We start from the raw sequence: 24901 nt of genomic DNA on the forward strand, positions 1-24901 counted from the left end.
TTTTCAAATAAATCTAAAAAAACCTGAGTTGTAAATATAAATGGGACAGTTTTTTAAAATAATTGTATTAAATCTATTGGTCTTTTATAAGAGAGCGATTTTCTGGGTGTAGAATTAATTTGAAATGCTATAAAATTTAAATCTTTTTGTTTATATGAAGATAGATCTTTTAATTTTCACAAAAAATCTTGATATTACTTTTAATTTAAAATTAAAAGTAATATTTTTATATGAGGGGTGATTTTTTGTGACTAATAATGAATTAATTGATGTTTTAAAAAACAAAAAAGATGAAGAATGTATAAAAATTATTAGACATTTTAAAAATAGAATTAAACAAATTGAGAAAAAAGAAAAATTAGATGCAATTGATAAAAAATTTAAAGAAAAAGGAATTCAATGTCCAAATTGTAAATCTTATTGATGTGTAAAAAATGGTTTTAAGAATAATAAGCAAAAATATTTATGCAAAGATTGTAAAAGTAGCTTTGATGCTTTAAGAAATCATTTTTTACATTGAAGTCATTTATCTCATGAACAATGAGATTGAATAATTTGATTGTCATTGTTAGGTCAATCTGCTTATACTATTTCTCAATTTGCTAAAATTTCAAAAACATCAGCATGATTTAATCGTCAAAAATTTATGAAATCATCACAATTAGCAAAAAAACAAAAACCATTCACAAAATTAAAAGGTAGAATTGAAATTGATGAAACTTTTATCAAAGAAATTCATAAAGGAAATTTCAAAAATACAGATGATCCAAGAAAAAAATGAATTGAAGAAAATGCTAAAGATTTAAACTGTTGTATTGAAATGGCAATTGATGAAAATAAAAATATTTATGCTCAAACAACAAATACTAAAAGATTAACAAAAAAAATGAGTACAAGAAAATTTAACATCTAAGCTTATCGAAGAAAAATCAATTATAGTTTGTGATATGCAAATACTATATGATACAGTAGCTAAACAAACAAAATGTACTCTCAAGAAATTTAAATCAAAAGAAAATAAAGAATTAAATTATAAAAATTTAAGTAATATCAGTAAAATACAATCCAGTTTAAAAGAATTTATTACTCATTATCATGACATTGGATTTACCAATATTCAAAATTACCTCAATTTATGAAAATTTAAATACCAACATTATAAAATATCACCTTATGCAAAATCTGAAGCATTATATTTCGGTTTGTAAAAAAAATAAATCCCAAAATTAAATAAAATCAAATTTTAGGCCAGGTTGATGATTTTTTTTATTTCATCAAGAGTTTTTTTTGAAAATTAAAAGATAGATCTGTAGATTTTGGTAAATATCTTCTTAAAATACCATTATTATTTTCATTTAAACCCCTTTGGCAAGGTTTACCAGGATCTGCAAAATAAATTTTGACATTACAAATTTTTTCGATTAATCTTCATTTACTAAATTCTTTACCACGATCAAAAGTAATGGTTTTAACTGTTCCTTTTTGTAACTTTGAAATAAATTTTATTATACTTTTCGTAATATTTTCTGATTTATGATTTTTAGTTACTAAAGGAATTGTGGTTTTTGATCATATATCAGCCAAAGTAATAATAGAACTTTTATGATCTTTGCCAATGATAGTATCACCTTCTAAATGACCAAATTCTTGTATATTTTTAATATTAGGAATGATTAAATTTCTTTCATGAATAGACTTACAATTATTAATTTTGCCCCTAGTTTCTTTTTGTTTGTGAGATTTATTTTTGCCTTTTCTCAATAAGTTATTTTCATCAAAACCCATTCGATTTGTTTTAAACATGTTATATAAAGTTTTTGTTGAAATACTTTTTATTTTATTTTCCTTTAAAAAGTTAGCAATTATATCAAGAGCATACTTTTTAGTAATTAACAAATGATTAATACTATTAATTTCTGTTAAAGTTAAAATTATTAATTTTCTGCCTGCATTTTGTTTATTTTTTTGAAATTGATTCAATATTTCTAATGGCAATAAGTTTTTATTTAATAATCTACAAACTCTATGTACAGTTGATTTACTATAATAGACTTGGTGCAAAACTAAGGTAATTCAAAATTATATATTCCTGCTATTAAATTAAATCTTAATGCAAATCTTCGTATTTTATTGCGATATTTTAAACTTAAAATTTTAAAACGTTTTAGTTTAGCAAATACGTGTTCAATTTTAATTCTAATTTTACTTAAAGTTTTATTGTATTCTTTTTGAATTGGTGTTAATTGATTGTATTTACTTTTTTTAAATGGCAAAAATGTATTTTTATGAATATTTTGTATACCTTGATAACCTGAATCAACAAAAACTTGTTTTTCTGGATGAATAAAAGTTTTAGATTTTAGAAGCAATTTAAAATCATGAATGCTTCCAAAACAAAAAGCAGTTGAAATCATTTTTCCATTGGAAATATCAATAATTATTTGGGATTTGAGAGAATGATGTTTCTTTTTACCTGAAAAAAGTAATTTTAGTTTTTTTTAATTAGACTTGGTGCAAAACCTTTAATTTTAACAATTTAACGATTATTATTAATATTAAAGGTGATAGTTATTATGTTGAAAAAATATAAAGATGATCAAGAATTTTATAGTTTAGTCGGCATAAAGCCACAAACATTTTATAAAATGCTTGAAATTTTAAAAATTGCTGAGTCTAAACAAAAATATTATGGTGGTAGAAAAAATAAAATTGTAATTGAAGAGCGTTTATTAATGACTTTAGAATATTGAAAAGACTATAGTAGTTATAGAGTTATTGCAAAAAGATATAATATTAGTCATACTAGTTGCATTCGTAATATTTTTTGAATTGAAAATATTTTAATAAAAAGCGGAATTTTTAATTTACCTGGAAAAAAAGATTTAACAAAAAATAAAGGTACTAATAATAATTTGTTAGCTATTGATGCTACTGAAACTCCAATTGAAAGAATTAAAAAAAACTAAAATTACTTTTTTCAGGTAAAAAGAAACATCATTCTCTCAAATCCCAAATAATTATTGATATTTCCAATGGAAAAATTATTTCAACTGCTTTTTGTTTTGGAAGCATTCATGATTTTAAATTGCTTCTAAAATCTAAAACTTTTATCCATCCAGAAAAACAAGTTTTTGTTGATTCAGGTTATCAAGGTATACAAAATATTCATAAAAATACATTTTTGCCATTTAAAAAAAGTAAATACAATCAATTAACACCAATTCAAAAAGAATACAATAAAACTTTAAGCAAAATTAGAATTAAAATTGAACACGTATTTGCTAAACTAAAACGTTTTAAAATTTTAAGTTTAAAATATCGCAATAAAATACGAAGATTTGCATTAAGATTTAATTTAATAGCAGGAATATATAATTTTGAATTACCTTAGTTTTGCACCAAGTCTATTCTTTCAATTGGATTTTCAGTATCATCAATAGCTAACAAATTATTATTAGTACCTTTATTTTTTGTTAAATCTTTTTTTCCAGGTAAATTAAAAACGGACTTCTCCCCACATGTACTTGTGGAGGAAACAATGAAATTGAATGAGTTCAACAATATATTTCAAACAGAAAAAGATTGTTTGAAATATATAGCAAGTTTGAAGGAAAACAAATGTATGAGGTGTTCTTGAACAAATTTGAATACTTCTGATTTAAGAAGAATAAGATGTTTGAAATGTCATCAAACATTTAGTATTCTTCATGACACCATTTTTTACAAGTCACAAACACCTTTGACATCTTGGTTTTATCTCATCTTTAGATGAATAAACACCAAACATGGAATTCCATCAACTGATGTTGCAAAAGAATTGGGAGTAACTTTGAAAACTTCTTGAAGAATGGGTCATAAAATCCGAAGTGCAATTGCAAAACAAGAACCTCAATTCATTGTTGAGGGCATAGTGCAAATGGATGAAATGTATCTTTCACATATGGGTTTTAAAAAACAAGGAAGATCCTTAAAAAATAAAACTTTGATTGTTGGGATTTATGAAAAAACAACCAATAATTTAATTGTGAAAGTGTTGAAAAATGCAAATCAAAAAAATCTTTTGCAATTTGCAAGAAACCACATTTCTTCAAAGTGTGATGTACATACTGATTCTTGAAAAGGATATCGCCATTTTAAATCAGTTTTCACTAAGCATGAAACAGTTAACCATCAAGATGGCTATGTTTCAAAAACTGGTGTAAACATAAACCAGATTGAATCGGCATGAAAGCACATCAGACGAACATTTAAAACACATATCAAAGTTGAAAAACATCATGTTCATTTATATGCAAAAGAATCGGCATATAAATTCAACAATATACCTAGTTTTGAAACTGTAATGTTATGTTTGATTTAAAAATGTGGGGAGAAGTCCGTAGATAGGCTTTTCTCAGCATTTATGTGATAAAATTTAAAAATAGTACATAAAGGGAGAAAAGCCATTAAAAATTCCGCTTTTTATTAAAATATTTTCAATTCAAAAAATATTACGAATGCAACTAGTATGACTAATATTATATCTTTTTGCAATAACTCTATAACTACTATAGTCTTTTCAATATTCTAAAGTCATTAATAAACGCTCTTCCATTACAATTTTATTTTTTCTACCCCCATAATATTTTTGTTTAGACTCAGCAATTTTTAAAATTTCAAGCATTTTATAAAATGTTTGTGGCTTTATGCCGACTAAACTATAAAATTCTTGATCATCTTTATATTTTTTCAACATAATAACTATCACCTTTAATATTAATAATAATCGTTAAATTGTTAAAATTAAAGGTTTTGCACCAAGTCTAATCAACAATTTTTGCTATTTTACGAATCGAAAATCCATAATTTTTATATTCTTTTATTGCTATTATTGATTCAATACTCAGATACTTATACATTGCGCTAATTCCTTTCTTTTCTTAATTATAGAACTAACACAATTTAATTTTTATATAAGTGTCCTTTTTAATTTTACAATTAAAGAGGTAAAAAGAAACATCATTCTCTCAAATCCCAAATGATTATTGATATTTCCAATGGAAAAATTATTTCAACTGCTTTTTGTTTTGGAAGCATTCATGATTTTAAATTGCTTCTAAAATCTAAAACTTTTATTCATCCAGAAAAAAAGTTTTTGTTGATTCAGGTTATCAAGGTATACAAAATATTCATAAAAATACATTTTTGCCATTTAAAAAAAGTAAATACAATCAATTAACACCAATTCAAAAAGAATACAATAAAACTTTAAGTAAAATTAGAATTAAAATTGAACACGTATTTGCTAAACTAAAACGTTTTAAAATTTTAAGTTTAAAATATCGCAATAAAATACGAAGATTTGCATTAAGATTTAATTTAATAGCAGGAATATATAATTTTGAATTACCTTAGTTTTGCACCAAGTCTATTGTACTATTTTTGATTATTTTTACAAGTATGCTTTTAAATGCAAAATAACGCCTAAATTAAAGGCGTTTATTTTATGATACCTTATACTATTAATTATATTGAAATTGTTTATTATATTTTAAATATGAAAGTGGTTTTTTAAATATTTTTTATTTTATTTAAAATTAAACTTATATATTTATATAATAATTAAGTAAATTATTTTTTTAAATATATTTACAATAAATTTAGATTTTTTTAAAATAGTTAGGAGAAAAAATATGAGTTTTAATTATTTATGAACTTTAAAAGAAGCAACAAAAAGAATGTATCAATCATTTAGAGATGATATAAAAAATCAATGAGAAAAAACAGATTGAAGAATATTAAAAGAAAGAGATAGAAAATATATTCCAGTTAAAATTAAAGAAAGAACTAGAAATACTATCAATGGTCTTGTTATTTATAAATGTCGTGATTATAAATATTATGATGAACAATTAAAAAAATGAGTAAGAGTTTGTTTATTAGATGAAGAATTAGAATTACCTAAATATAAAAGAACTTGTCAGGATATCAAAAATAATGTTATTGAACATTTTGCTGACGGAAAAAGATTTTAATTTGCAAAAAAACTCTTGATGAAATAAAAAAAAATCATCAACCTGGCCTAAAATTTGATTTTATTTAATTTTGGGATTTATTTTTTTTACAAACTGAAATATAATGCTTCAGATTTTGCATAAGGTGATATTTTATAATGTTGGTATTTAAATTTTCATAAATTGAGGTAATTTTGAATATTGGTAAATCCAATGCCATGATAATGAGTAATAAATTCTTTTAAACTTGATTGTATTTTACTGATATTACTTAAATTTTTATAATTTAATTCTTTATTTTCTTTTGATTTAAATTTCTTGAGAGTACATTTTGTTTGTTTAGCTACTGTATCATATAGTATTTGCATATCATAAACTATAATTGATTTTTCTTCGATAAGATTAGATGTTAAATTTTCTTGTACTCATTTTTTTGTTAATCTTTTAGTATTTGTTGTTTGAGCATAAATATTTTTATTTTCATCAATTGCCATTTCAATACAACAGTTTAAATCTTTAGCATTTTCTTCAATTCATTTTTTTCTTGGATCATCTGGATTTTTGAAATTTCCTTTATGAATTTCTTTGATAAAAGTTTCATCAATTTCAATTCTACCTTTTAATTTTGTGAATGGTTTTTGTTTTTTTGCTAATTGTGATGATTTCATAAATTTTTGACGATTAAATCATGCTGATGTTTTTGAAATTTTAGCAAATTGAGAAATAGTATAAGCAGATTGACCTAACAATGACAATCAAATTATTCAATCTCATTGTTCATGAGATAAATGACTTCAATGTAAAAAATGATTTCTTAAAGCATCAAAGCTACTTTTACAATCTTTGCATAAATATTTTTGCTTATTATTCTTAAAACCATTTTTTACACATAAATAAGATTTACAATTTGGACATTAGACTTGGTGCAAAACCTTTAATTTTAACAATTTAACGATTATTATTAATATTAAAGGTGATAGTTATTATGTTGAAAAAATATAAAGATGATCAAGAATTTTATAGTTTAGTCGGCATAAAGCCAAAAACATTTTATAAAATGCTTGAAATTTTAAAAATTGCTGAGTCTAAACAAAAATATTATGGTGGTAGAAAAAATAAAATTGTAATTGAAGAGCGTTTATTAATGACTTTAGAATATTGAAAAGACTATAGTAGTTATAGAGTTATTGCAAAAAGATATAATATTAGTCATACTAGTTGCATTCGTAATATTTTTTGAATTGAAAATATTTTAATAAAAAGCGGAATTTTTAATTTACCTTGAAAAAAAGATTTAACAAAAAATAAAGGTACTAATAATAATTTGTTAGCTATTGATGCCACTGAAACTCCAATTGAAAGAATTAAAAAAAACTAAAATTACTTTTTTCAGGTAAAAAGAAACATCATTCTCTCAAATCCCAAATAATTATTGATATTTCCAATGGAAAAATTATTTCAACTGCTTTTTGTTTTGGAAGCATTCATGATTTTAAATTGCTTCTAAAATCTAAAACTTTTATTCATCCAGAAAAACCAGTTTTTGTTGATTCGGGTTATCAAGGTATACAAAATATTCATAAAAATACATTTTTGCCATTTAAAAAAAGTAAATACAATCAATTAACACCAATTCAAAAAGAATACAATAGACTTGGTGCAAAACCTTTAATTTTAACAATTTAACGATTATTATTAATATTAAAGGTGATAGTTATTATGTTGAAAAAATATAAAGATGATCAAGAATTTTATAGTTTAGTCGGCATAAAGCCACAAACATTTTATAAAATGCTTGAAATTTTAAAAATTGCTGAGTCTAAACAAAAATATTATGGTGGTAGAAAAAATAAAATTGTAATTGAAGAGCGTTTATTAATGACTTTAGAATATTGAAAAGACTATAGTAGTTATAGAGTTATTGCAAAAAGATATAATATTAGTCATACTAGTTGCATTCGTAATATTTTTTGAATTGAAAATATTTTAATAAAAAGCGGAATTTTTAATCGGATTTCTCCCCACATGTACGCGTGGGAGGAACAAATGAAATTTAATGAGTTCAACAACGTTTTTCAAACCGAACAACAATGTCTTGAATATATAGCAATGTTGAAAGAAACCAAATGCATACGGTGCTATAGTTCTACTTTGAATACTTCTGATTTAAAAAGAGTAAGATGCTTGAAATGTAATCAAACATTCAGTATCCTCTCTGGAACCATTTTTTCAAGGTCACAAATTCCTTTGACATCTTGGTTTTATCTCATTTTTCGATGAATAAATACCAAACATGGAATTCCATCAACAGATGTTGCAAAAGAATTGGGAGTGACCTTGAAAACAGCTTGGAGAATGGGTCATGAAATCAGAAAGCGTATCGCCAAACAAGAACATGAATTCATTGTGGGAGGCATAGTACAGATTGATGAAATGTATCTTTCACATATAGGTGCCAAGAAACAAGGAAGATCCTTGATGAATAAAACACTGATTGTTGGTATTTATGAAAAAACAACGAACAACCTAATTGTGAAAGTGATGAAAAATGCAAACAGAAAAAATCTTTTGCAGTTTGCACAAAAACACATTTCTTCACAATGCCAAGTATATACTGATTCTTGAAGAGGATATCGCGATTTCAAATTGTTTTTTCCTAAACATGAAACAGTGAACCATCAAAATAGTTATGTTTCAAAGAATGGTGTAAATACAAATCAAATTGAATCAGTATGAAAACATATTCGGCGAACTTTCAGAACACATATCAGAGTTTCAAAACAGCATGTGCATTTATATGCCAAAGAATCTGCATATAAATTCAACAAAAACCCCAGTTTTGAAACAACATTGTTGTGTTTGATTTAATAAAAATGTGGGGAGAAATCCGTATGTAGGCTTTTCTAAACATTTATGTGATAAAATTTTAATTGTACATAAAGGGAGAAAAGCCTTTTTAATTTACCTGGAAAAAAAGATTTAACAAAAAATAAAGGTACTAATAATAATTTGTTAGCTATTGATGCTACTGAAACTCCAATTGAAAGAATTAAAAAAAACTAAAATTACTTTTTTCAGGTAAAAAGAAACATCATTCTCTCAAATCCCAAATAATTATTGATATTTCCAATGGAAAAATTATTTCAACTGCTTTTTGTTTTGGAAGCATTCATGATTTTAAATTGCTTCTAAAATCTAAAACTTTTATTCATCCAGAAAAACAAGTTTTTGTTGATTCAGGTTATCAAGGTATACAAAATATTCATAAAAATACATTTTTGCCATTTAAAAAAAGTAAATACAATCAATTAACACCAATTCAAAAAGAATGCAATAAAACTTTAAGTAAAATTAGAATTAAAATTGAACACGTATTTGCTAAACTAAAACGTTTTAAAATTTTAAGTTTAAAATATCGCAATAAAATACGAAGATTTGCATTAAGATTTAATTTAATAGCAGGAATATATAATTTTGAATTACCTTAGTTTTGCACCAAGTCTAATAAAACTTTAAGTAAAATTAGAATTAAAATTGAACACGTATTTGCTAAACTAAAACGTTTTAAAATTTTAAGTTTAAAATATCGCAATAAAATACGAAGATTTGCATTAAGATTTAATTTAATAGCAGGAATATATAATTTGGAATTACCTTAGTTTTGCACCAAGTCTATTGAATTCCTTTTTCTTTAAATTTTTTATCAATTGCATCTAATTTTTCTTTTTTCTCAATTTGTTTAATTCTATTTTTAAAATGTCTAATAATTTTTATAAATTATTCATCTTTTTTGTTTTTTAAAACATCAATTAATTCATTATTAGTCACAAAAAATCACCCCTGATATAAAAATATTACTTTTAATTTTAAATTAAAAGTAATATCAAGATTTTTTGTGAAAATTAAAAGAAAAAGATATGTTGATATTTTACATACTATGAAGCAAACAAAATTTAGTACAACAAGTATTAGTAGATTATTTTAAGAATATCAAGTTAATAAATTAGATGTTCCTAAAATAAAATTAGAACCAAATCAATTTATTTATATTAGTATTGATGATGGACATCGAAAATTTTGAAAATTTAAACGCAATTCTGGTAAATATTCAATGCGTTTAGTATTATTTTGTACAGATAATGTTAATCATAAATTAGTTAATAAAAGAGCAGATATAATAATAAGACCAACAAAAACAGCAATTGGTGTTAAAAAAACTGCTGAATTTATCAAAGAACAAGGAAATAGATTTTTTGAAAATTTTGACCAAGCAAAAATTATTATTTGTGGAGATAGTGCAGGATGAATTAAAGAAGTTGCTGATTATTTAGGTGCAAATTTTGTTTTAGATAAATTCCATTTAGTTAAAAAATTATATGTTGGAATAATCGCTGGAAATAAAGGAAAATATTGAGATGAATATAAGATTTGTAGAAATTTTATTGAAAATGGTCAATATGATGAGTTAATAAAATATATGAATGAAATATTAAAAAAACCATAAAAAATTAAAAAAACAATATTTTAAAAATAATAAACAAGGTATTGAAAATCAAGGTGCAAAGTGGAATATAGGTTGTTTTACAGAAGGTAATATTTGACATATTTTAAAAGAAATGCTTGGTAATAGAACTTATAACATAAATATTTATATTAAAATGGTTATGTTTTTAAATGTAATAAAATAAATTTAAAAACATAACTTAATTAATTTTGGCTTTTATCCCTTTATGTACTATTTTTAAATTTTATCACATAAATGGAGATAAAAGCCTACCTAGGAAATTATCCCTGCATGTATTTAAATCAAACACAAAATTACAGTTTCAAAACTAGGTATGTTATTGAATTTATATGCTGATTCTTTTGCATATAAATGAATATTGTGCTTGGAAACTCTTATGTGTGTTCGGAAAGTTCGTCGGATGTGCTTTCATGCTGATTCAATCTGGTTTGTGTTTACACCTGTTGGTGACACATACCCAACTTCATGATTTACGATTTCATGTTCGGGATAGAAGTTTTTGAAACTTACATATCCCTTCCAAGAATCCGTAAATAGACAGCACTCAGTAAAAATGTGTTTCAATGCAAATCTTAAAAGGTTTTTTTATCTGCATTTTTCAGAACCTTCACAATTAGTTTGTTGCTGGTTTTCTCATAAACTCCAACAATCAAAGTTTTATTCAAAAAGGATCTTCCTTGTTTTTTAAAACCTAAATGTGAAAGATACATTTCATCCATCTGTGCTGTGCCATCAACAATGAAACCCGCATCTTGATTTCCAATTCTAGTCCTGATTTCATGACACATTCTTCAAGCTGTTTTATAGGTCACACCTAATTCCCTTGCAACATCGGTTGCTGGTATGCCATGCTTTGTGTTTATTCATCTAAAGATGAGATAAAACCAAGATGTCATTTGGGTCTGTGACTTATAAAAAATGGTTCCATAAAGAATACTGAATGTTTGGTTACAGTTCAAACATCGTATTCTTCTCAAATCAGAAGTATTCAAACTAGAAGAAGCACATCTGATGCATTTCATTATTTTCAACTTCGCTATATATTTCAAACAATCGTTTTCAGTTTGAAATATGCTATTGAATTCATTTCAATTCATTTTTTCCTCCACACTAGTACATGTGGGGATAATTTCCTTAATTTTTTTATTAAAATTTTAAAAACTTATTAAATTTTAATTTAATAAGAATTTTTGTTGTGTATAAATATTAATTTTATTTTTCATTTTTTTAATATTTGTATTTTAATTGTAATTCATTTAATTTAGTAGTAAGATGTATTTACAATTGCATATAATTACAATTATTTCTTGTCTATAATTTTAAAGAAATGTTTAAAAAGTAATTATATCCTCCGTTTTTGTTACCGTCCCGTTTTTTATTGTATATTCATTTTTTCAATTATAGATTTAAATTAAGATTTACTTAGAATTCAAAAATAAACAATAAATAATAATTTTTCAATTAAAACTATATTCTATAAAAAAATAATTGGTTATCAATTTATGTTATTAACAATATTTTTAATATTGTCATAAATTTAACTTATCATTTTATTTTTTATAAATTTACAAACTAATTTAATGTTCTTACACCATTTCATATTTTTTTAAAATCCTAAATATTATAAATATAATCTATGTTCTAAGTAAATCTTAAATTATGGATACTTTAATTGTAAAATTAAAGTAATAAAAAACGCTATTATCAAGCCTATAATAATATTTGTCGTTCTTATCAAAAATATAAACATAATTTTGGAAATGTTGTTTGTTATGAAGGTTTTTGATTTAAAATACCACTAAATGAAAATGGCTATTAAAATTAAAAAAATAAAATAGTTATACTATGAAATGGTTAAGGATACTTAATAAAAATATTTTTTAATTTTATAGTTAAAACTCAATAAATTAAAAAACCATTACTTTGATTTATAAATATTTATTTTATTAAATTTTTTCAATTATTTCTTTAGTTTAAAACTTTAATTATTAATAAGAATTTAAATCATAATATTTAATATTTTATTATTTATAAGTTGAAAAAATCTGAATGTTAGTAAACTAAATTAACCTTTACTAACATTCTTTTTTAGATTTAAAGTTTTTTATATATTTTCTAAAAAACAGAATACTTAATCATTTTTTATAAAACTACTTTTTTATTAGACTTCTTTTACTCATTGATTAGGTACTACCGAAAAACCAATAGTATTATTACCAGTATGTGTTTTTAAAATATTACATAATGGTTCAACTTTATATTTGGTAAATCCTCTATTTTTTACTTTTTTAATTGCTTCATCAATAATATCTTTTCTACATCAACCATCAATAATATATATTGTTTCTTTAGTAACGTCTTTAATTTTAGTAATAATATCTAACATTTCTTCCATAGCTTTACTTAAGGTTCTAACTCTACCAATATTATCAATTGTTTCTTTACATCTTAAAATTGGTTTAAAACGTAAAAAATTACCAATTCTTGCTTTACTCATTGGTAATCTACCACCACGAGCCAAAAATTTTAAATCATTAGGAGCAATATAAGATTCATAAGTTTTACGAAATTTATTTAAAATTCCTAAAATTTCAGGAATTTTTTTTCCATTTTTAACAAGAGTAAAAGCAATTAAAACCATAAATTTTAAAGGTATTGAAGCAGCACCTGTTTCTAAAATATGAACTTTATTTTTATATTTTTCTTCTTTTTGTAAAACTTGTGAACTTGCATATTGTCCTGAAGCATTATTAGCAATTGGTAAAAATAAAATTTGATCATATTTACTTAAAGCATTATCTCAATATTGTTCAAGTTTACCACGACTAGTTTGACTAGTTTTTAAAATACAGTGTTCATCAATCATCTTTTTACGAATTGTTTCGCTATCAATATCAACGTTATTATCATCATAAGCATTTTCTCCTTCAATAATATTTAAAGGAATAATTATTATTTCAGGATATTTTTTCATATCTTCAACGGTAAAACCAGTAGCTGAATCACTTACAATTCCAATTTTCATTTTGTTTGCTCCTAACTTTTTATACTAATAAATTATAGTAAAATTATAACAAATTTATTTTACTATATATCGTTTTAATTTGAAAAAATATAAAGTAACTATAAACTTATTAGTAGTAAAAATAAAAATGGTCTTAATTATTGAGTAATTAAGACCATTTTTTAATTACTTTTAAGTTAAATAAATAATACGATCAGCAATAATTTCTTTTAATTTTCACAAAAAATCTTGATATTACTTTTAATTTAAAATTAAAAGTAATATTTTTATATCGGGGGTGATTTTTTGTGACTAATAATGAATTAATTGATGTTTTAAAAAACAAAAAAGATGAAGAATTTATAAAAATTATTAGACATTTTAAAAATAGAATTAAACAAATTGAGAAAAAAGAAAAATTAGATGCAATTGATAAAAAATTTAAAGAAAAAGGAATTCAATGTCCAAATTGTAAATCTTATTGATGTGTAAAAAATGGTTTTAAGAATAATAAGCAAAAATATTTATGCAAAGATTGTAAAAGTAGCTTTGATGCTTTAAGAAATCATTTTTTACATTGAAGTCATTTATCTCATGAACAATGAGATTGAATAATTTGATTGTCATTGTTAGGTCAATCTGCTTATACTATTTCTCAATTTGCTAAAATTTCAAAAACATCAGCATGATTTAATCGTCAAAAATTTATGAAATCATCACAATTAGCAAAAACACAAAAACCATTCACAAAATTAAAAGGTAGAATTGAAATTGATGAAACTTTTATCAAAGAAATTCATAAAGGAAATTTCAAAAATCCAGATGATCCAAGAAAAAAATGAATTGAAGAAAATTCTAAAGATTTAAACTGTTGTATTGAAATGGTAATTGATGAAAATAAAAATATTTATGCTCAAACAACAAATACTAAAAGATTAACAAAAAAATGAGTACAAGAAAATTTAACATCTAAGCTTATCGAAGAAAAATCAATTATAGTTTGTGATATGCAAATACTATATGATACAGTAGCTAAACAAACAAAATGTACTCTCAAGAAATTTAAATCAAAAGAAAATAAAGAATTAAATTATAAAAATTTAAGTAATATCAGTAAAATACAATCAAGTTTAAAAGAATTTATTACTCATTATCATGGCATTGGATTTACCAATATTCAAAATTACCTCAATTTATGAAAATTTAAATACCAACATTATAAAATATCACCTTATGCAAAATCTGAAGCATTATATTTCAGTTTGTAAAAAAAATAAATCCCAAAATTAAATAAAATCAAATTTTAGGCCGGGTTGATGATTTTTTTTATTTCATCAAGAGTTTTTTTGAAAATTAAAAATAATTTCTGTATAGTAAAAATCATTAGCTTTATTAGCAAATGTTTGAATTCTACCTTTAATACCAATAATTGCATTCTTTTTTAATAGTGTTTTTAATTCCTCTGTATTAGCTATTCAAGTTTTAATAGTGAGAAAATCAATTTCAAATTGATTTTGACGATTTTTAAAAGGTCTTTCAACAGCCATTATAAACTTGGTTCATTTTGTTGGAATTTGTTCTCTGGTTGGTATTATTTCTGGTTCATTCATTAATTTACCTACTAATACAACATTATTTATCATTTTAACACCCCCTCTTATTTGATAATTATAAATTTAGTTCATAAATAAAATATCAAATTATTTTATTTATGAATAAAAGAAAAAATAAATTAATTCAACAAACTTAAATATTAAAATAAGACTAAATAAAATAATTTATTAATTAACACAAAAATAGCATTGTCAACCGCTCTTTTTGTAAAATATAATTGTGTTAATATAGTTTTAATCTAAAACTGGTAATGATCCAATTCTTGAATCTTTTAGTGCATTTACTTTCCCAAAATCTACTTGTAATCACACTCTCTGAACATTAACAAATCTAGTAATTTTATTACCATTTTTAGCAGCATCATAACAAAATGTATAAACTTTTGTAGGCTTTTATCCCTTTATGTACTATTTTTAAATTTTATCACATAAATGGAGATAAAAGCCTACCTAGGAAATTATCCCCGCATGTATTTAAATCAAACACAAAATTACAGTTTCAAAACTAGGTATGTTATTGAATTTATATGCTGATTCTTTTGCATATAAATGAATATTGTGCTTTGAAACTCTTATGTGTGTTCGGAAAGTTCGTCGGATGTGCTTTCATGCTGATTCAATCTGGTTTGTGTTTACACCTGTTGGTGACACATACCCAACTTCATGATTTACGATTTCATGTTTGGGATAGAAGTTTTTGAAACTTACATATCCCTTCCAAGAATCCGTAAATAGACAGCACTCAGTAAAAATGTGTTTCAATGCAAATCTTAAAAGGTTTTTTTTATCTGCATTTTTCAGAACCTTCACAATTAGTTTGTTGCTGGTTTTCTCATAAACTCCAACAATCAAAGTTTTATTCAACAAGGATCTTCCTTGTTTTTTAAAACCTAAATGTGAAAGATACATTTCATCCATCTGTGCTGTGCCATCAACAATGAAACCTGCATCTTGATTTCCAATTCTAGTCCTGATTTCATGACACATTCTTCAAGCTGTTTTATAGGTCACACCTAATTCCCTTGCAACATCGGTTGCTGGTATGCCATGCTTTGTGTTTATTCATCTAAAGATGAGATAAAACCAAGATGTCATTTGGGTCTGTGACTTATAAAAAATGGTTCCATAAAGAATACTAAATGTTTGGTTACAGTTCAAACATCGTATTCTTCTCAAATCAGAAGTATTCAAACTAGAAGAAGCACATCTGATGCATTTCATTATTTTCAACTTCGCTATATATTTCAAACAATCGTTTTCAGTTTGAAATATGCTATTGAATTCATTTCAATTCATTTTTTCCTCCACACTAGTACATGTGGGGATAATTTCCAACTTTTGTATTTAATAAACTAATTAAAGCTTCTCATTGCTTTTGTTTATATGGTGCAAATTCTAATTTAAAATCAGAGGCTAAACTTCCTTTTTTAAATCCCGCATTGTTATAAAGTTTCAAATCAGGTAAAATTTTTCGAAATTCTTGACTAACATCTAAATCCTTATTGTCAGCTGTATTAATAATATAAGATTTTAAAATTTCATTATTTTTGATAATATCAATTTGACACGTACCTGCTTCTAATTCAAAACTATCTTCGGTGTATTTTTATTTAATTTCTCCTGGAAAAGTATTTTTAATACTAACAGTTAAACTAACAATTTCAGCATATTATTCATCTGAATAAACGCCAATTTCATCACCAGTTTTGAAACCTAAATCTTTTAAAAAATGTGCTGCATTAGCATTTTCTGCCCTATATTTATGAGGTGGTGCACCTGTTCTTAATAATTTATTTTTAAAAAGATCATTAATTTTCATTAAGTGATCATCTGCAATAACCGAATATTTTTCACTATCAGATGTATTATCATAGTTTAATTTTTGTAAAATTAAACTTTTACCATCAGTATCATATCAACCTAATAATTGTGCATATTTACTGTCTAATTGTGGTAATGAATAATTATCACATGCAACTGTACTAAGGGTTGCTGTTGTTGATATTCCCACAGTAGCTGTCGTTGCTAATATTTTTTTAAATTTTTTCATAAATCTAAACACCTCTCTATATAAATCTTGTGTAAAAATATTGTACATGATTCTTAACAGTAAACTACTCATATACTTATTAGTAATCAATAAAAAAAATAAAATTTATTTTTCATCTATCTTTATTTTTTTATTTCTTTATTATTTATTAATAATAAAAACTTTTTTATTGTATATTATTTTTTTCACATATAAACTTTAATTAAGATTTACCTAAAATAACTATTGAAAAATATTAGAATTTATCATTACTAATTTATATAAAACTGTTTCAACAAAATTAAGTATTAATCTACTTTTTTAAATCTATAACAAAACTAGTAATATATTATTGATTAAATTATATATATGATGTTATTATTACTACTTTAACTTTATAAATAATATAAAAATACTAATTTTTATATGAATTAAATTAATTAACAATATTTTACATTTTTTTCTAAACCTACGATATTAAATAATAAAAAATCAAATTTTTGGTAAATCTTAATATTAAAAATTAATATTTATATTAATTTAAAGAAAGAGGTACTTATTAAAAAATGATAAATAATAAAAAGAAAATATTAGAAAAAGAAAGTCTAACTAATAATAAATATAAAACCAAAATTGAAAAATTAAATAAAAAAACTACAAGAAACTCTTGATGATTTAAAAGAAATAAGTGATCTCTATGCAAAATCAGAAAGAGATGCATTAGATAAAAGAAAAATAATTACAAATCTTGCAAATAAAATTACAGAATTAGAAACACAGTTAATAGAAAATCAACAACAAGCAGAAATAAAAAATAATAATAAAAAAATTATAATTTCAAAAATAAATTTAATAATACCTGGTGAAATATGTTCTTTAGCAACTGATACAAAAGGTAATCTTTATCTTGGAACTAGAAATAGTTCTTGACATGGTGCTTTTTATAAATGTTTAGCAGGAGAAACAAACTTTAAACCAATATTAGGAATATATGGTGAAATATGAACAATAGCTATTGATAAAAATGAAAATGTTTATATAGGTACTAGAGAAAGTAGTTTTAAAGGTAACGTTTATAAATATCAAAAAAATCAAAATACTTTTAAAAAAATGGATGGTATAAATAAATCTGTTTCTTCTTTAACTTTTGACAATGATGATAATATTTATGCAGGAGTTTGAACCGGTTCATATCAATCTCCTAGTAATGGTGAAGTTTACAAATGTTTAGCAGAAGAAACAAACTTTAAACCAATGTCTGGAATAAAAGGGGGAGTACTATCATTAGTTTTTAATAAAAATACAAATTTTTTATATGTTACTACATGAAACGGAGATGGAAAAACTAAAACTAATGACGGTTCACTTTATAAATGCTTACCACCAAATAATGTCTTTACTTTAGTTCAAAAAAATTTACCAGCTATATGACATCTAAAAACCAAAAATAGTGAACCATTTATTGAACTTGAATATTAACAAATATCAAAAAAAATATAATTGAAATTAATAATTATTAATTTAACATTATTGAAAAATTGATTTCAATTAAATTACATAATTAATCTCTAATGAAAAATAATTAAATTGTTTTTCATTAGAGATTTTTAATATTTATATTTTCTAATTTTATTAAACTTCTAATCACTTTAAAATTAAAATTTTACTTCTTAAATTCCGAATTTAATATTGATAACTGATCAGATGAAATTTCACTAGGACTATTTGTTAATAAACAAATACCACGATTATTTTTAGGAAAAGCAATAGTATCACGAATTGATTCATTCTTAATTAAAATCATTAATAAACGATCAATGCCAAAAGCAATACCACCATGTGGAGGAACTCCGTAATTAAAAGCTGATAAGAAAAAACCAAATTTATTTTCAATTTCTGTTTTACTTAAATCTAATAATTCAAAAATCTTTTTTTGTAATTTATAATCATGAATTCTAATGCTCCCACCAGCAATTTCAAAACCATTTAAAACCAAATCATAAGCATCTGCAGTTAAAGTTCCTAAATATTTATTTTTTATATCTAATAATTTTTCAGGATTTTTTGGACTTGTAAAAGGATGATGACAAGCTTGTCATTTATTTTCTTCCTGTTCAAACATTGGTCAATCAATAATTCAAATAAATTCAAATTTTTCAATATTATTCATAAAATCTTTATGATTAATTCGTTTTGACAAATCATTAATATAAAAACTTCTAATAGCACCCATAACTTTATTAGCAACATCTTGTTGTTCATATACGAAAATTAAAAAATTATTATTATATTTTATTTTTGATATTTCTTCTGCTAAAACTAAATCATCAAACTTTACTTTAGAATTATTATGAATAATTTTTTTCTTAATTAAGTCATAAATTATTAATGTTTTTCCTCCATGCTGATTGCTAATTTCTGTTATTTTTTTTATAGTTGTTTCATTCATTTTATCATTAACTATAAAACCCTTATAAATAAAGCCATCACTATTATTGTTAATATTAATATTTATTAACTTACATGTACAACGCAAATCAGGTTTATCACTACCATATAAATCCATTGCTTGATCATAGGTAATCGATGAAAATGTTGAGGGAATATTACCAATTTTTAAAGTATTAAAAAGACTTATTATCATATTTTCTACTATTAATTTAATTTCTTTACTAGTAGTAAATGCCATTTCTAAGTCTAATTGTTGAAATTCGGGTTGTCTATCAGCACGAAAATCTTCATCACGAAAACATTTAGCAATTTGATAATATTTGTCAATACCTGATATCATTAATAATTGCTTATAAATTTGTGGTGATTGTGGTAAAGCATAAAAATGTTTTTTTTGAATACGAGCAGGAACTAAAAAATCACGAGCACCTTCTGGTGTTGATTTTGTTAAGCAAGGAGTATCAATTTCTAAAAAATTATTTTGATTCAAAAATGTTCGTAAGCAACTAAGAAATTGGTGTTTAAATTTAATATTATAATTCATTGCTGGTCTTCTTAAATCTAAATAGCGATATTGTAAACGTAATTCTTCACTAGCAAGCGTATTATCATTTTTAATAACAAATGGTAAATTAATAGAATTGCTTAATATTTCAATATCTTTTGCCACTACTTCAATCATATCATTAGCAGTTTTTGCATCTTTATTTTTTCGTAAGACAACTGTTCCAATTACTTTTAAAACAGATTCAACTTTAACATTTTTTATTTCTTGATAATATCCGTTATCTGGTTTAACAATGACTTGTGTTGTTCCATACATATCACGTAAATCAATAAAAATACCAAATTTATTAATACGAATATCTTTAACTCAACCACTAATAATAATTTCTTTTGTAATATCACCCTGCGTTAAATTACCACATGTATGAGTTCTAAAGAGTTTTTCCATATTCTTCATTCTCCTCTAATAATAGATTTTTAACCTTACTAAGCAATTGCTGTTCAGTATCAAAAATTAATTTTATCATTTCTTTTTTAACAAAAGAATAAAAACTAAACTGATTTTTTTTTTTAAAAATAGTATATTTTTGGCTAAACTACGATCAATAATCTGTGACTTATTTTTATCTTGATATAAATTATATTCCATATCAATATGATAATTTTCTTTACGTAATTGTAATAATAAATCGGAAGCTATTATTAATCCTAATTCGCTTAAAGCAATAATTTGTAAATCAATAATTGGTGGTTTATTAATATTTTTATTTTCTACCAATAATAACATTAATCTTTCAATACCAATTGCAAAACCAATAGCAGGTATTTTTAATGGTGAACCCAATTCATTAAATAAATTATCATATCTACCACCACCAAGTAAAGTATTTTGACTTTCACCAATTCGTGAATCAATAGTAGTTATTTCAAAAATAATACCATTATAATAATCTAAACCACGAACTAAATGCTCATCAATAATAAAATTAACTTTATTATTTTTTAAACTATTAATAATGGTTGTAAAATATGTTTTTTCTTCATTAGTTAAAAAATCATTTAAATATGGTATTTCTAAATTTAATTTAGTACAAATTTTACAATCAAGAACTCTTAACGGCGATACTTTAACTCTAATTTGACAATTTTCACACAATTGCTTACTTTGATTTAATAATTGTTCTTTAAGTGCTATTTGGTATTTATTTTTTGTTTCATTAGATCCAAAATAATTAATATTTAAAGTTAAATTTGGTATTGAAAAAATTTTTATCATTTCTAGGGCCATCATCATTACTTCAACATCAACTAAAGGATGTTTAACACCAACAGTTTCGATACCAAATTGATTAAATTGACGTTGACGCCCTTTTTGAGGTCTTTCATATCGAAACATTGAACCATAATAAAAATACTTTAACGTTTGCTTAGATTTATATAATTTATTTTCAATTATAGCACGAACAATACCCGCTGTTCCTTCAGGACGAAGAGCTAATAATCTATCATTTTTATCATTAAATTGATAAATTTCTTTCTGAATAATATCAGTTGTATCTCCCACGGCTCGTAAAAATAGTTGAGCATTTTCAAAAATAGGAGTAATAAATTCTTGATAATTATATTTAATTGCACACTGTGTTAAAGACTTAATAATATTACGATATATAATAACTTCTTCATTATACATATCACGTGTTCCTCTTGCTTTTTGAAATTGCATACTTTTTTTACTCCCTTTAATAAAAAATAAATCTTCTAAAAAAAAGTTCCTTTATTTTAGGAACGTTTCTTAACGCGGTACCATCCTAATTCATTTACAAAGTAAATGCACTTAATTATAATTTATCATATTTAATTAATTAATAATACAAGCTATTTAATGTCATAAAATTAGTTAACCAATGTTTGCACCAACCACACTGTCTCTTAATGTTTACACTAAATTTACTTTTAAATGCTGAAAATATTATACTAAAATATTACATAATTATTCTGTTTATTGCAATAATATCAGGAATTTTTTTAATTGATGAAATAATTTGATGTAAACGTTCAATATTAGAAACTTTAATTAAAATTTTTAAACTTCCATGATTTTCCTTAAGCTTATTATTAGCATCAATACTTTGAATTTGTGCCTTTAAATAGCCCAAAATATTTAAAACATCAGTCATCAATGCTGGTCGATCTAAATATTGAATTTGAATTTTTGAATTATAAAGATGATGACTGGTTGCTAATAAATTTCACTTAGTATCAATAATACGTTCTTTACGCTCTGGCAAACTAACATTAGGACAAATTAAACGATGAACTTTAATACCTTGCCCTTTAGTAATATAACCCGCAATTGGTTCATCAGGTATAGGTAAACAACAATGAGCCAATGATGTTTTAGTATTGGGGGCATTTTCAATAATAATTTCATTATTACTACTTAAATTAATTGTTGTTTGTTGTTTAGTTTTTAATTCTTGAAATGTTACTGAATCACTATATAAAATAGTAGTAACCGCCTGTTCAATTGTATAAGTTCCATTAGCAACATCTAAGCAAAAATCTTCATACGTTTTATATTTTAATGATCTAATTCTTGACATAATAACATTACGTTTTGCAATTTTTCAACGAATGTGATTTTCAATAATATATTCTTCTATTTTTTCCTTTGTTTTTTTTATTTTCTCTTTGTTTTCTGTATCTTTAATTTTATTTTCTTGATTAAATTTTTCTTGCTGATTATTTAAATATTTTTTTATTTTATGTTGAGCAAAATTGGTCTTAACAATATTTAATCAATCACGAGAAGGGCGTGCAGTTTTAGCGATTTTAATTTCAACAATATCACCTGATTTTAAAACAGTATTAATAGGAGAGTAAATACCATTTATTCTTGCACCTACTGTTGTTTCACCAATTTCAGTATGAACTTTAAAAGCAAAATCTAAAACAGTTGAACCAAATGGTAATGTTATAACATTACCATTTGGAGTTAATACATAAATTAAATCACTAAAAATATCTTGTCGAATTTCTTTTTCTAAATTATTATCTTTGGCAATATTATCTGCTAATATTTTTTCATCAACATTTGGATTTAAGTCATTTAAATTTAATATTTCTTGAAAAATATTTAATTTTTCATCAATTTCTGCTTGACGTTTCTTAGGATTTTTATTTTCCCCTTCTTTATATCTTCAATGCGAAGCTGCACCTGCTTCAGCAAAATCTTCCATTTCTTCAGTTCTAATTTGTAATTCATAAATTTCATTATCAAAAACAACAGATGTATGTAATGATTGATACATATTATTTTTTGGTGTTGCAATATAATCTTTAAATCTACCCGGAACAGGAGTAAAACTTTGATGAATATAACCCAAAATGGCATAACAACTATCAATAGAATTAGTAACAACTCTAATTGCTAAAATATCATGTATATCATCAAAATCTTTTCCAAAATAATACATTTTACGATAAATAGAATATAAGTGTTTACTACGACCATAAATTTTAAAAATTAAATTTTTATGTTGTGATAATGTTTTACTTAATTCTTTAATAATTTCATTAACTAATTTTTCACGTTTTTCACGATCCAAATTAATAAGGTTATCAATTTTTTTATACTCTTTAGGATGTAATACTGCAAAAGAACGATCTTCTAGTTCTGATTGTAATTTACGCATACCTAGACGATGAGCAATAGAAGCATAAACTTCTAAAGTTTCTTTAGCAATAATTATTTGTTTTTCGGGATTTAAAAAATTAATAGTTCTAATATTATGTAAACGATCTGCCATTTTAATAATAATGACACGAATATCATGAGCTAAACTTAAATATAATTTACGTAAATAATTAGCTTTAATTTCATTTCTTTTTTCTTTTGCAAAATGACTAACTTTAGTTACAGCTAAAACTAAATTAGCAACTTCCAAACCAAATTCTGCTACTAACTCATCAAAAGTTGTTGGTGTATCTTCTAAAATATCATGTAAAAATCCTGCTTGTATTGAAGAGACATCTAAATGTCATAATACTAAATTATATGCTGTTGATAAAACGTGATAAACATAAGGATCACCATTCTTTCGATATTGATCTTTATGTTTTAATAATGCATATTCATAAGCTACTTTAATTTTTGTAATTTGCTTAGGATCTTTGATAAATGTTTTTGCTTCCGCTAATAATTGGTTAAAATCTTTACAAGTTAAATTATTCATTATTTACTACTTATTAAAACTGAATTATTTCTAACAGCGGAATATTATCAAAATGATGTTTATTAGCAAATTCAGAAAGCGAAATTAAAGTAGCGATGCCAACTGATTGAGCATTACTTTGTTTTATTAAATTAAGACAAGCATTAATTGTTCCCGAAGTTGCAATCAAATCATCAATTATTACTACTTTATCTTTTGTTGAAAGTACATTTTGCTGCATTTCTAATATAGCAGTACCGTACTCTAAATCATAAGTTACTTTATAGGTTTTACCTGGTAATTTACCTTTTTTGCGTGCAATAACTAATTTGATACCCAACTTATATGCTATAGCAGCACCAAAAATAAATCCTCTTGCTTCAGGTGCTAAAATTGCTGTTGCTCCACATTTTTTAATAAAATCTACAAAAATATTAACAACACTTTGAAATGCTTCTGGATTACTTAATATTGGGTTAATATCTTTAAATTGGATACCTTTAATTGGAAAATCAGGAATATTAATAATAATTTTTTTTAATGATTCTTTTGTCATTGCAACCAC

At 23.8% G+C, this 24901-nt stretch carries 29 protein-coding genes and 4 pseudogenes; 16 read left to right on the plus strand and 17 right to left on the minus strand.

Translation table 4 applies throughout. From position 1 onward, the window contains the following. Window positions 1-53: 53 nt before the first annotated feature. A pseudogene (locus AAHM78_RS11755) lies at window positions 54-185 on the minus strand (IS30 family transposase); the annotation flags it as partial. Between the two features lie 62 nt (window positions 186-247). Between AAHM78_RS11755 and AAHM78_RS11760 the strand changes: the two are divergent. Both AAHM78_RS11760 and AAHM78_RS11765 read left to right on the plus strand, forming a co-directional pair. Beyond that, a complete protein-coding gene (locus AAHM78_RS11760; RefSeq protein ID WP_342253298.1) occupies window positions 248-913 on the plus strand; it encodes an IS1/IS1595 family N-terminal zinc-binding domain-containing protein in 666 nt (221 codons plus the stop codon). Between the two features lie 34 nt (window positions 914-947). After that, on the plus strand, window positions 948-1208 hold the full coding sequence (locus tag AAHM78_RS11765; RefSeq protein WP_342253299.1) for a hypothetical protein: 261 nt from the start codon (window positions 948-950) through the stop codon (window positions 1206-1208). A gap of 18 nt (window positions 1209-1226) precedes the next feature. Here the strand turns inward: AAHM78_RS11765 and AAHM78_RS11770 are convergent. Both AAHM78_RS11770 and AAHM78_RS11775 read right to left on the minus strand, forming a co-directional pair. Continuing rightward, window positions 1227-2049: pseudogene (locus AAHM78_RS11770) on the minus strand (IS30 family transposase); the annotation flags it as partial. A gap of 14 nt (window positions 2050-2063) precedes the next feature. Next, window positions 2064-2438 (minus strand): transposase family protein, encoded by a 375-nt coding sequence (locus tag AAHM78_RS11775; RefSeq protein WP_342255165.1) that lies wholly within the window; start codon window positions 2436-2438, stop codon window positions 2064-2066. A gap of 135 nt (window positions 2439-2573) precedes the next feature. Between AAHM78_RS11775 and AAHM78_RS11780 the strand changes: the two genes are divergently transcribed. Together AAHM78_RS11780 and AAHM78_RS11785 are read left to right on the plus strand one after the other, a co-directional pair. Continuing rightward, a complete protein-coding gene (locus AAHM78_RS11780) occupies window positions 2574-2966 on the plus strand; it encodes a transposase family protein (protein WP_342252835.1) in 393 nt (130 codons plus the stop codon). Between the two features lie 59 nt (window positions 2967-3025). Then, window positions 3026-3391, plus strand: coding sequence for a transposase family protein (locus AAHM78_RS11785; protein WP_342254958.1), 366 nt, complete (start codon window positions 3026-3028; stop codon window positions 3389-3391). On the opposite strand, the gene AAHM78_RS11790 is transcribed toward AAHM78_RS11785, so the two are convergent. Continuing rightward, entirely contained in the window at window positions 3388-3561 is a 174-nt protein-coding gene (locus tag AAHM78_RS11790) for a hypothetical protein (RefSeq protein WP_342253301.1), read from the minus strand. The two genes, AAHM78_RS11785 and AAHM78_RS11790, sit on opposite strands and share 4 nt — an antisense overlap. On the opposite strand from AAHM78_RS11790, the gene AAHM78_RS11795 reads away from it, so the two are divergent. Further along, a complete protein-coding gene (locus tag AAHM78_RS11795; RefSeq protein WP_342252871.1) occupies window positions 3539-4360 on the plus strand; it encodes an IS1595 family transposase in 822 nt (273 codons plus the stop codon). The genes AAHM78_RS11790 and AAHM78_RS11795 overlap by 23 nt on opposite strands. 54 nt (window positions 4361-4414) lie before the next feature. On the opposite strand, the gene AAHM78_RS11800 is transcribed toward AAHM78_RS11795, so the two are convergent. Then, window positions 4415-4735, minus strand: coding sequence for a transposase family protein (locus AAHM78_RS11800; protein ID WP_342253302.1), 321 nt, complete (start codon window positions 4733-4735; stop codon window positions 4415-4417). A gap of 354 nt (window positions 4736-5089) precedes the next feature. Here AAHM78_RS11800 and AAHM78_RS11805 point away from each other — a divergent pair, with 354 nt between their 5' ends. The 3 genes from AAHM78_RS11805 (at window position 5090) to AAHM78_RS11815 (ending at window position 6014) form a co-directional block, all read left to right on the plus strand. After that, window positions 5090-5218, plus strand: a complete 129-nt coding sequence (locus AAHM78_RS11805; RefSeq protein ID WP_342252839.1) for a hypothetical protein — start codon at window positions 5090-5092, stop codon at window positions 5216-5218. After that, complete coding sequence (locus AAHM78_RS11810; RefSeq protein ID WP_342252825.1) at window positions 5185-5394, plus strand: transposase family protein; 210 nt, start codon at window positions 5185-5187, stop codon at window positions 5392-5394. The genes AAHM78_RS11805 and AAHM78_RS11810 overlap by 34 nt, the downstream gene beginning before the upstream one ends. A 278-nt stretch (window positions 5395-5672) precedes the next feature. Then, window positions 5673-6014, plus strand: coding sequence for a hypothetical protein (locus AAHM78_RS11815; protein WP_342253303.1), 342 nt, complete (start codon window positions 5673-5675; stop codon window positions 6012-6014). Window positions 6015-6100: 86 nt separating this feature from the next. Here the strand turns inward: AAHM78_RS11815 and AAHM78_RS11820 are convergent, their stop codons facing one another. Beyond that, window positions 6101-6742 carry a transposase gene (locus AAHM78_RS11820; RefSeq protein ID WP_342253304.1) on the minus strand — a complete coding sequence of 214 codons (642 nt, stop codon included), beginning with the start codon at window positions 6740-6742 and terminating at the stop codon, window positions 6101-6103. An 84-nt stretch (window positions 6743-6826) separates the two neighbouring features. Beyond that, window positions 6827-6895 (minus strand): annotated as a pseudogene (locus AAHM78_RS17130) (transposase-like zinc-binding domain-containing protein); the annotation flags it as partial. Window positions 6896-6978: 83 nt separating this feature from the next. Here AAHM78_RS17130 and AAHM78_RS11825 point away from each other — a divergent pair. The 6 genes and pseudogenes from AAHM78_RS11825 to AAHM78_RS11850 all read left to right on the plus strand — a co-directional run bounded on the left by AAHM78_RS11825 (window position 6979) and on the right by AAHM78_RS11850 (window position 10497). Further along, a complete protein-coding gene (locus tag AAHM78_RS11825) occupies window positions 6979-7371 on the plus strand; it encodes a transposase family protein (protein ID WP_342253305.1) in 393 nt (130 codons plus the stop codon). A 59-nt stretch (window positions 7372-7430) separates the two neighbouring features. Then, complete coding sequence (locus AAHM78_RS11830) at window positions 7431-7679, plus strand: transposase family protein (protein WP_342255166.1); 249 nt, start codon at window positions 7431-7433, stop codon at window positions 7677-7679. Window positions 7680-7712: 33 nt separating this feature from the next. Further along, complete coding sequence (locus AAHM78_RS11835) at window positions 7713-8861, plus strand: IS1595 family transposase (RefSeq protein ID WP_342253191.1); 1149 nt, start codon at window positions 7713-7715, stop codon at window positions 8859-8861. Window positions 8862-9115: 254 nt separating this feature from the next. Further along, window positions 9116-9481: a transposase family protein gene (locus AAHM78_RS11840; protein ID WP_342255143.1), complete on the plus strand. Its 366-nt coding sequence runs from the start codon at window positions 9116-9118 to the stop codon at window positions 9479-9481. Window positions 9482-9502: 21 nt separating this feature from the next. Further along, window positions 9503-9652 (plus strand): annotated as a pseudogene (locus tag AAHM78_RS11845) (transposase); the annotation flags it as partial. 452 nt (window positions 9653-10104) lie between these two features. Continuing rightward, on the plus strand, window positions 10105-10497 hold the full coding sequence (locus AAHM78_RS11850) for a UPF0236 family transposase-like protein (protein WP_342253306.1): 393 nt from the start codon (window positions 10105-10107) through the stop codon (window positions 10495-10497). Between the two features lie 297 nt (window positions 10498-10794). On the opposite strand, the gene AAHM78_RS11855 is transcribed toward AAHM78_RS11850, so the two are convergent. The 3 genes from AAHM78_RS11855 to AAHM78_RS11865 form a co-directional block, all read right to left on the minus strand. Further along, window positions 10795-11082 (minus strand): transposase, encoded by a 288-nt coding sequence (locus AAHM78_RS11855; protein ID WP_342253307.1) that lies wholly within the window; start codon window positions 11080-11082, stop codon window positions 10795-10797. An 8-nt stretch (window positions 11083-11090) separates the two neighbouring features. Next, window positions 11091-11510 (minus strand): hypothetical protein, encoded by a 420-nt coding sequence (locus AAHM78_RS11860; RefSeq protein WP_342253308.1) that lies wholly within the window; start codon window positions 11508-11510, stop codon window positions 11091-11093. Window positions 11511-12679: 1169 nt separating this feature from the next. Beyond that, window positions 12680-13543, minus strand: a complete 864-nt coding sequence (locus AAHM78_RS11865; protein WP_342253309.1) for a DegV family protein — start codon at window positions 13541-13543, stop codon at window positions 12680-12682. 287 nt (window positions 13544-13830) lie between these two features. Between AAHM78_RS11865 and AAHM78_RS11870 the strand changes: the two genes are divergently transcribed. Then, window positions 13831-14790, plus strand: coding sequence for an IS1595 family transposase (locus tag AAHM78_RS11870; protein WP_342252812.1), 960 nt, complete (start codon window positions 13831-13833; stop codon window positions 14788-14790). Between the two features lie 18 nt (window positions 14791-14808). Here the strand turns inward: AAHM78_RS11870 and AAHM78_RS11875 are convergent, their stop codons facing one another. The 3 genes from AAHM78_RS11875 to AAHM78_RS11885 all read right to left on the minus strand — a co-directional run bounded on the left by AAHM78_RS11875 (window position 14809) and on the right by AAHM78_RS11885 (window position 17185). Next, window positions 14809-15165: a single-stranded DNA-binding protein gene (locus tag AAHM78_RS11875; protein WP_342253310.1), complete on the minus strand. Its 357-nt coding sequence runs from the start codon at window positions 15163-15165 to the stop codon at window positions 14809-14811. 444 nt (window positions 15166-15609) lie between these two features. Further along, window positions 15610-16326, minus strand: coding sequence for an IS1595 family transposase (locus AAHM78_RS11880; protein WP_342253311.1), 717 nt, complete (start codon window positions 16324-16326; stop codon window positions 15610-15612). 478 nt (window positions 16327-16804) lie between these two features. Continuing rightward, complete coding sequence (locus AAHM78_RS11885) at window positions 16805-17185, minus strand: hypothetical protein (RefSeq protein WP_342253312.1); 381 nt, start codon at window positions 17183-17185, stop codon at window positions 16805-16807. Window positions 17186-18274: 1089 nt separating this feature from the next. On the opposite strand from AAHM78_RS11885, the gene AAHM78_RS11890 reads away from it, so the two are divergent. Then, entirely contained in the window at window positions 18275-18643 is a 369-nt protein-coding gene (locus AAHM78_RS11890) for a hypothetical protein (RefSeq protein WP_342253313.1), read from the plus strand. 184 nt (window positions 18644-18827) lie between these two features. Here AAHM78_RS11890 and aspS read toward each other — a convergent pair whose 3' ends face one another. From aspS to AAHM78_RS11910, 4 genes are all read right to left on the minus strand, one after another. After that, window positions 18828-20570: an aspartate--tRNA ligase gene (gene aspS / locus AAHM78_RS11895; protein WP_342253314.1), complete on the minus strand. Its 1743-nt coding sequence runs from the start codon at window positions 20568-20570 to the stop codon at window positions 18828-18830. 72 nt (window positions 20571-20642) lie between these two features. Beyond that, window positions 20643-21845 carry a histidine--tRNA ligase gene (gene hisS / locus AAHM78_RS11900; protein ID WP_342253315.1) on the minus strand — a complete coding sequence of 401 codons (1203 nt, stop codon included), beginning with the start codon at window positions 21843-21845 and terminating at the stop codon, window positions 20643-20645. 259 nt (window positions 21846-22104) lie between these two features. Continuing rightward, window positions 22105-24357 (minus strand): RelA/SpoT family protein, encoded by a 2253-nt coding sequence (locus AAHM78_RS11905; RefSeq protein ID WP_342253316.1) that lies wholly within the window; start codon window positions 24355-24357, stop codon window positions 22105-22107. 13 nt (window positions 24358-24370) lie between these two features. Beyond that, entirely contained in the window at window positions 24371-24892 is a 522-nt protein-coding gene (locus AAHM78_RS11910; protein WP_342253317.1) for an adenine phosphoribosyltransferase, read from the minus strand. Between the last annotated feature and the right edge of the window lie 9 nt (window positions 24893-24901).

Source organism: Spiroplasma endosymbiont of Zeiraphera isertana (genome assembly GCF_964030805.1).
In the GTDB taxonomy this organism is placed as follows: domain Bacteria; phylum Bacillota_I; class Bacilli_A; order Mycoplasmatales; family VBWQ01; genus Spiroplasma_E.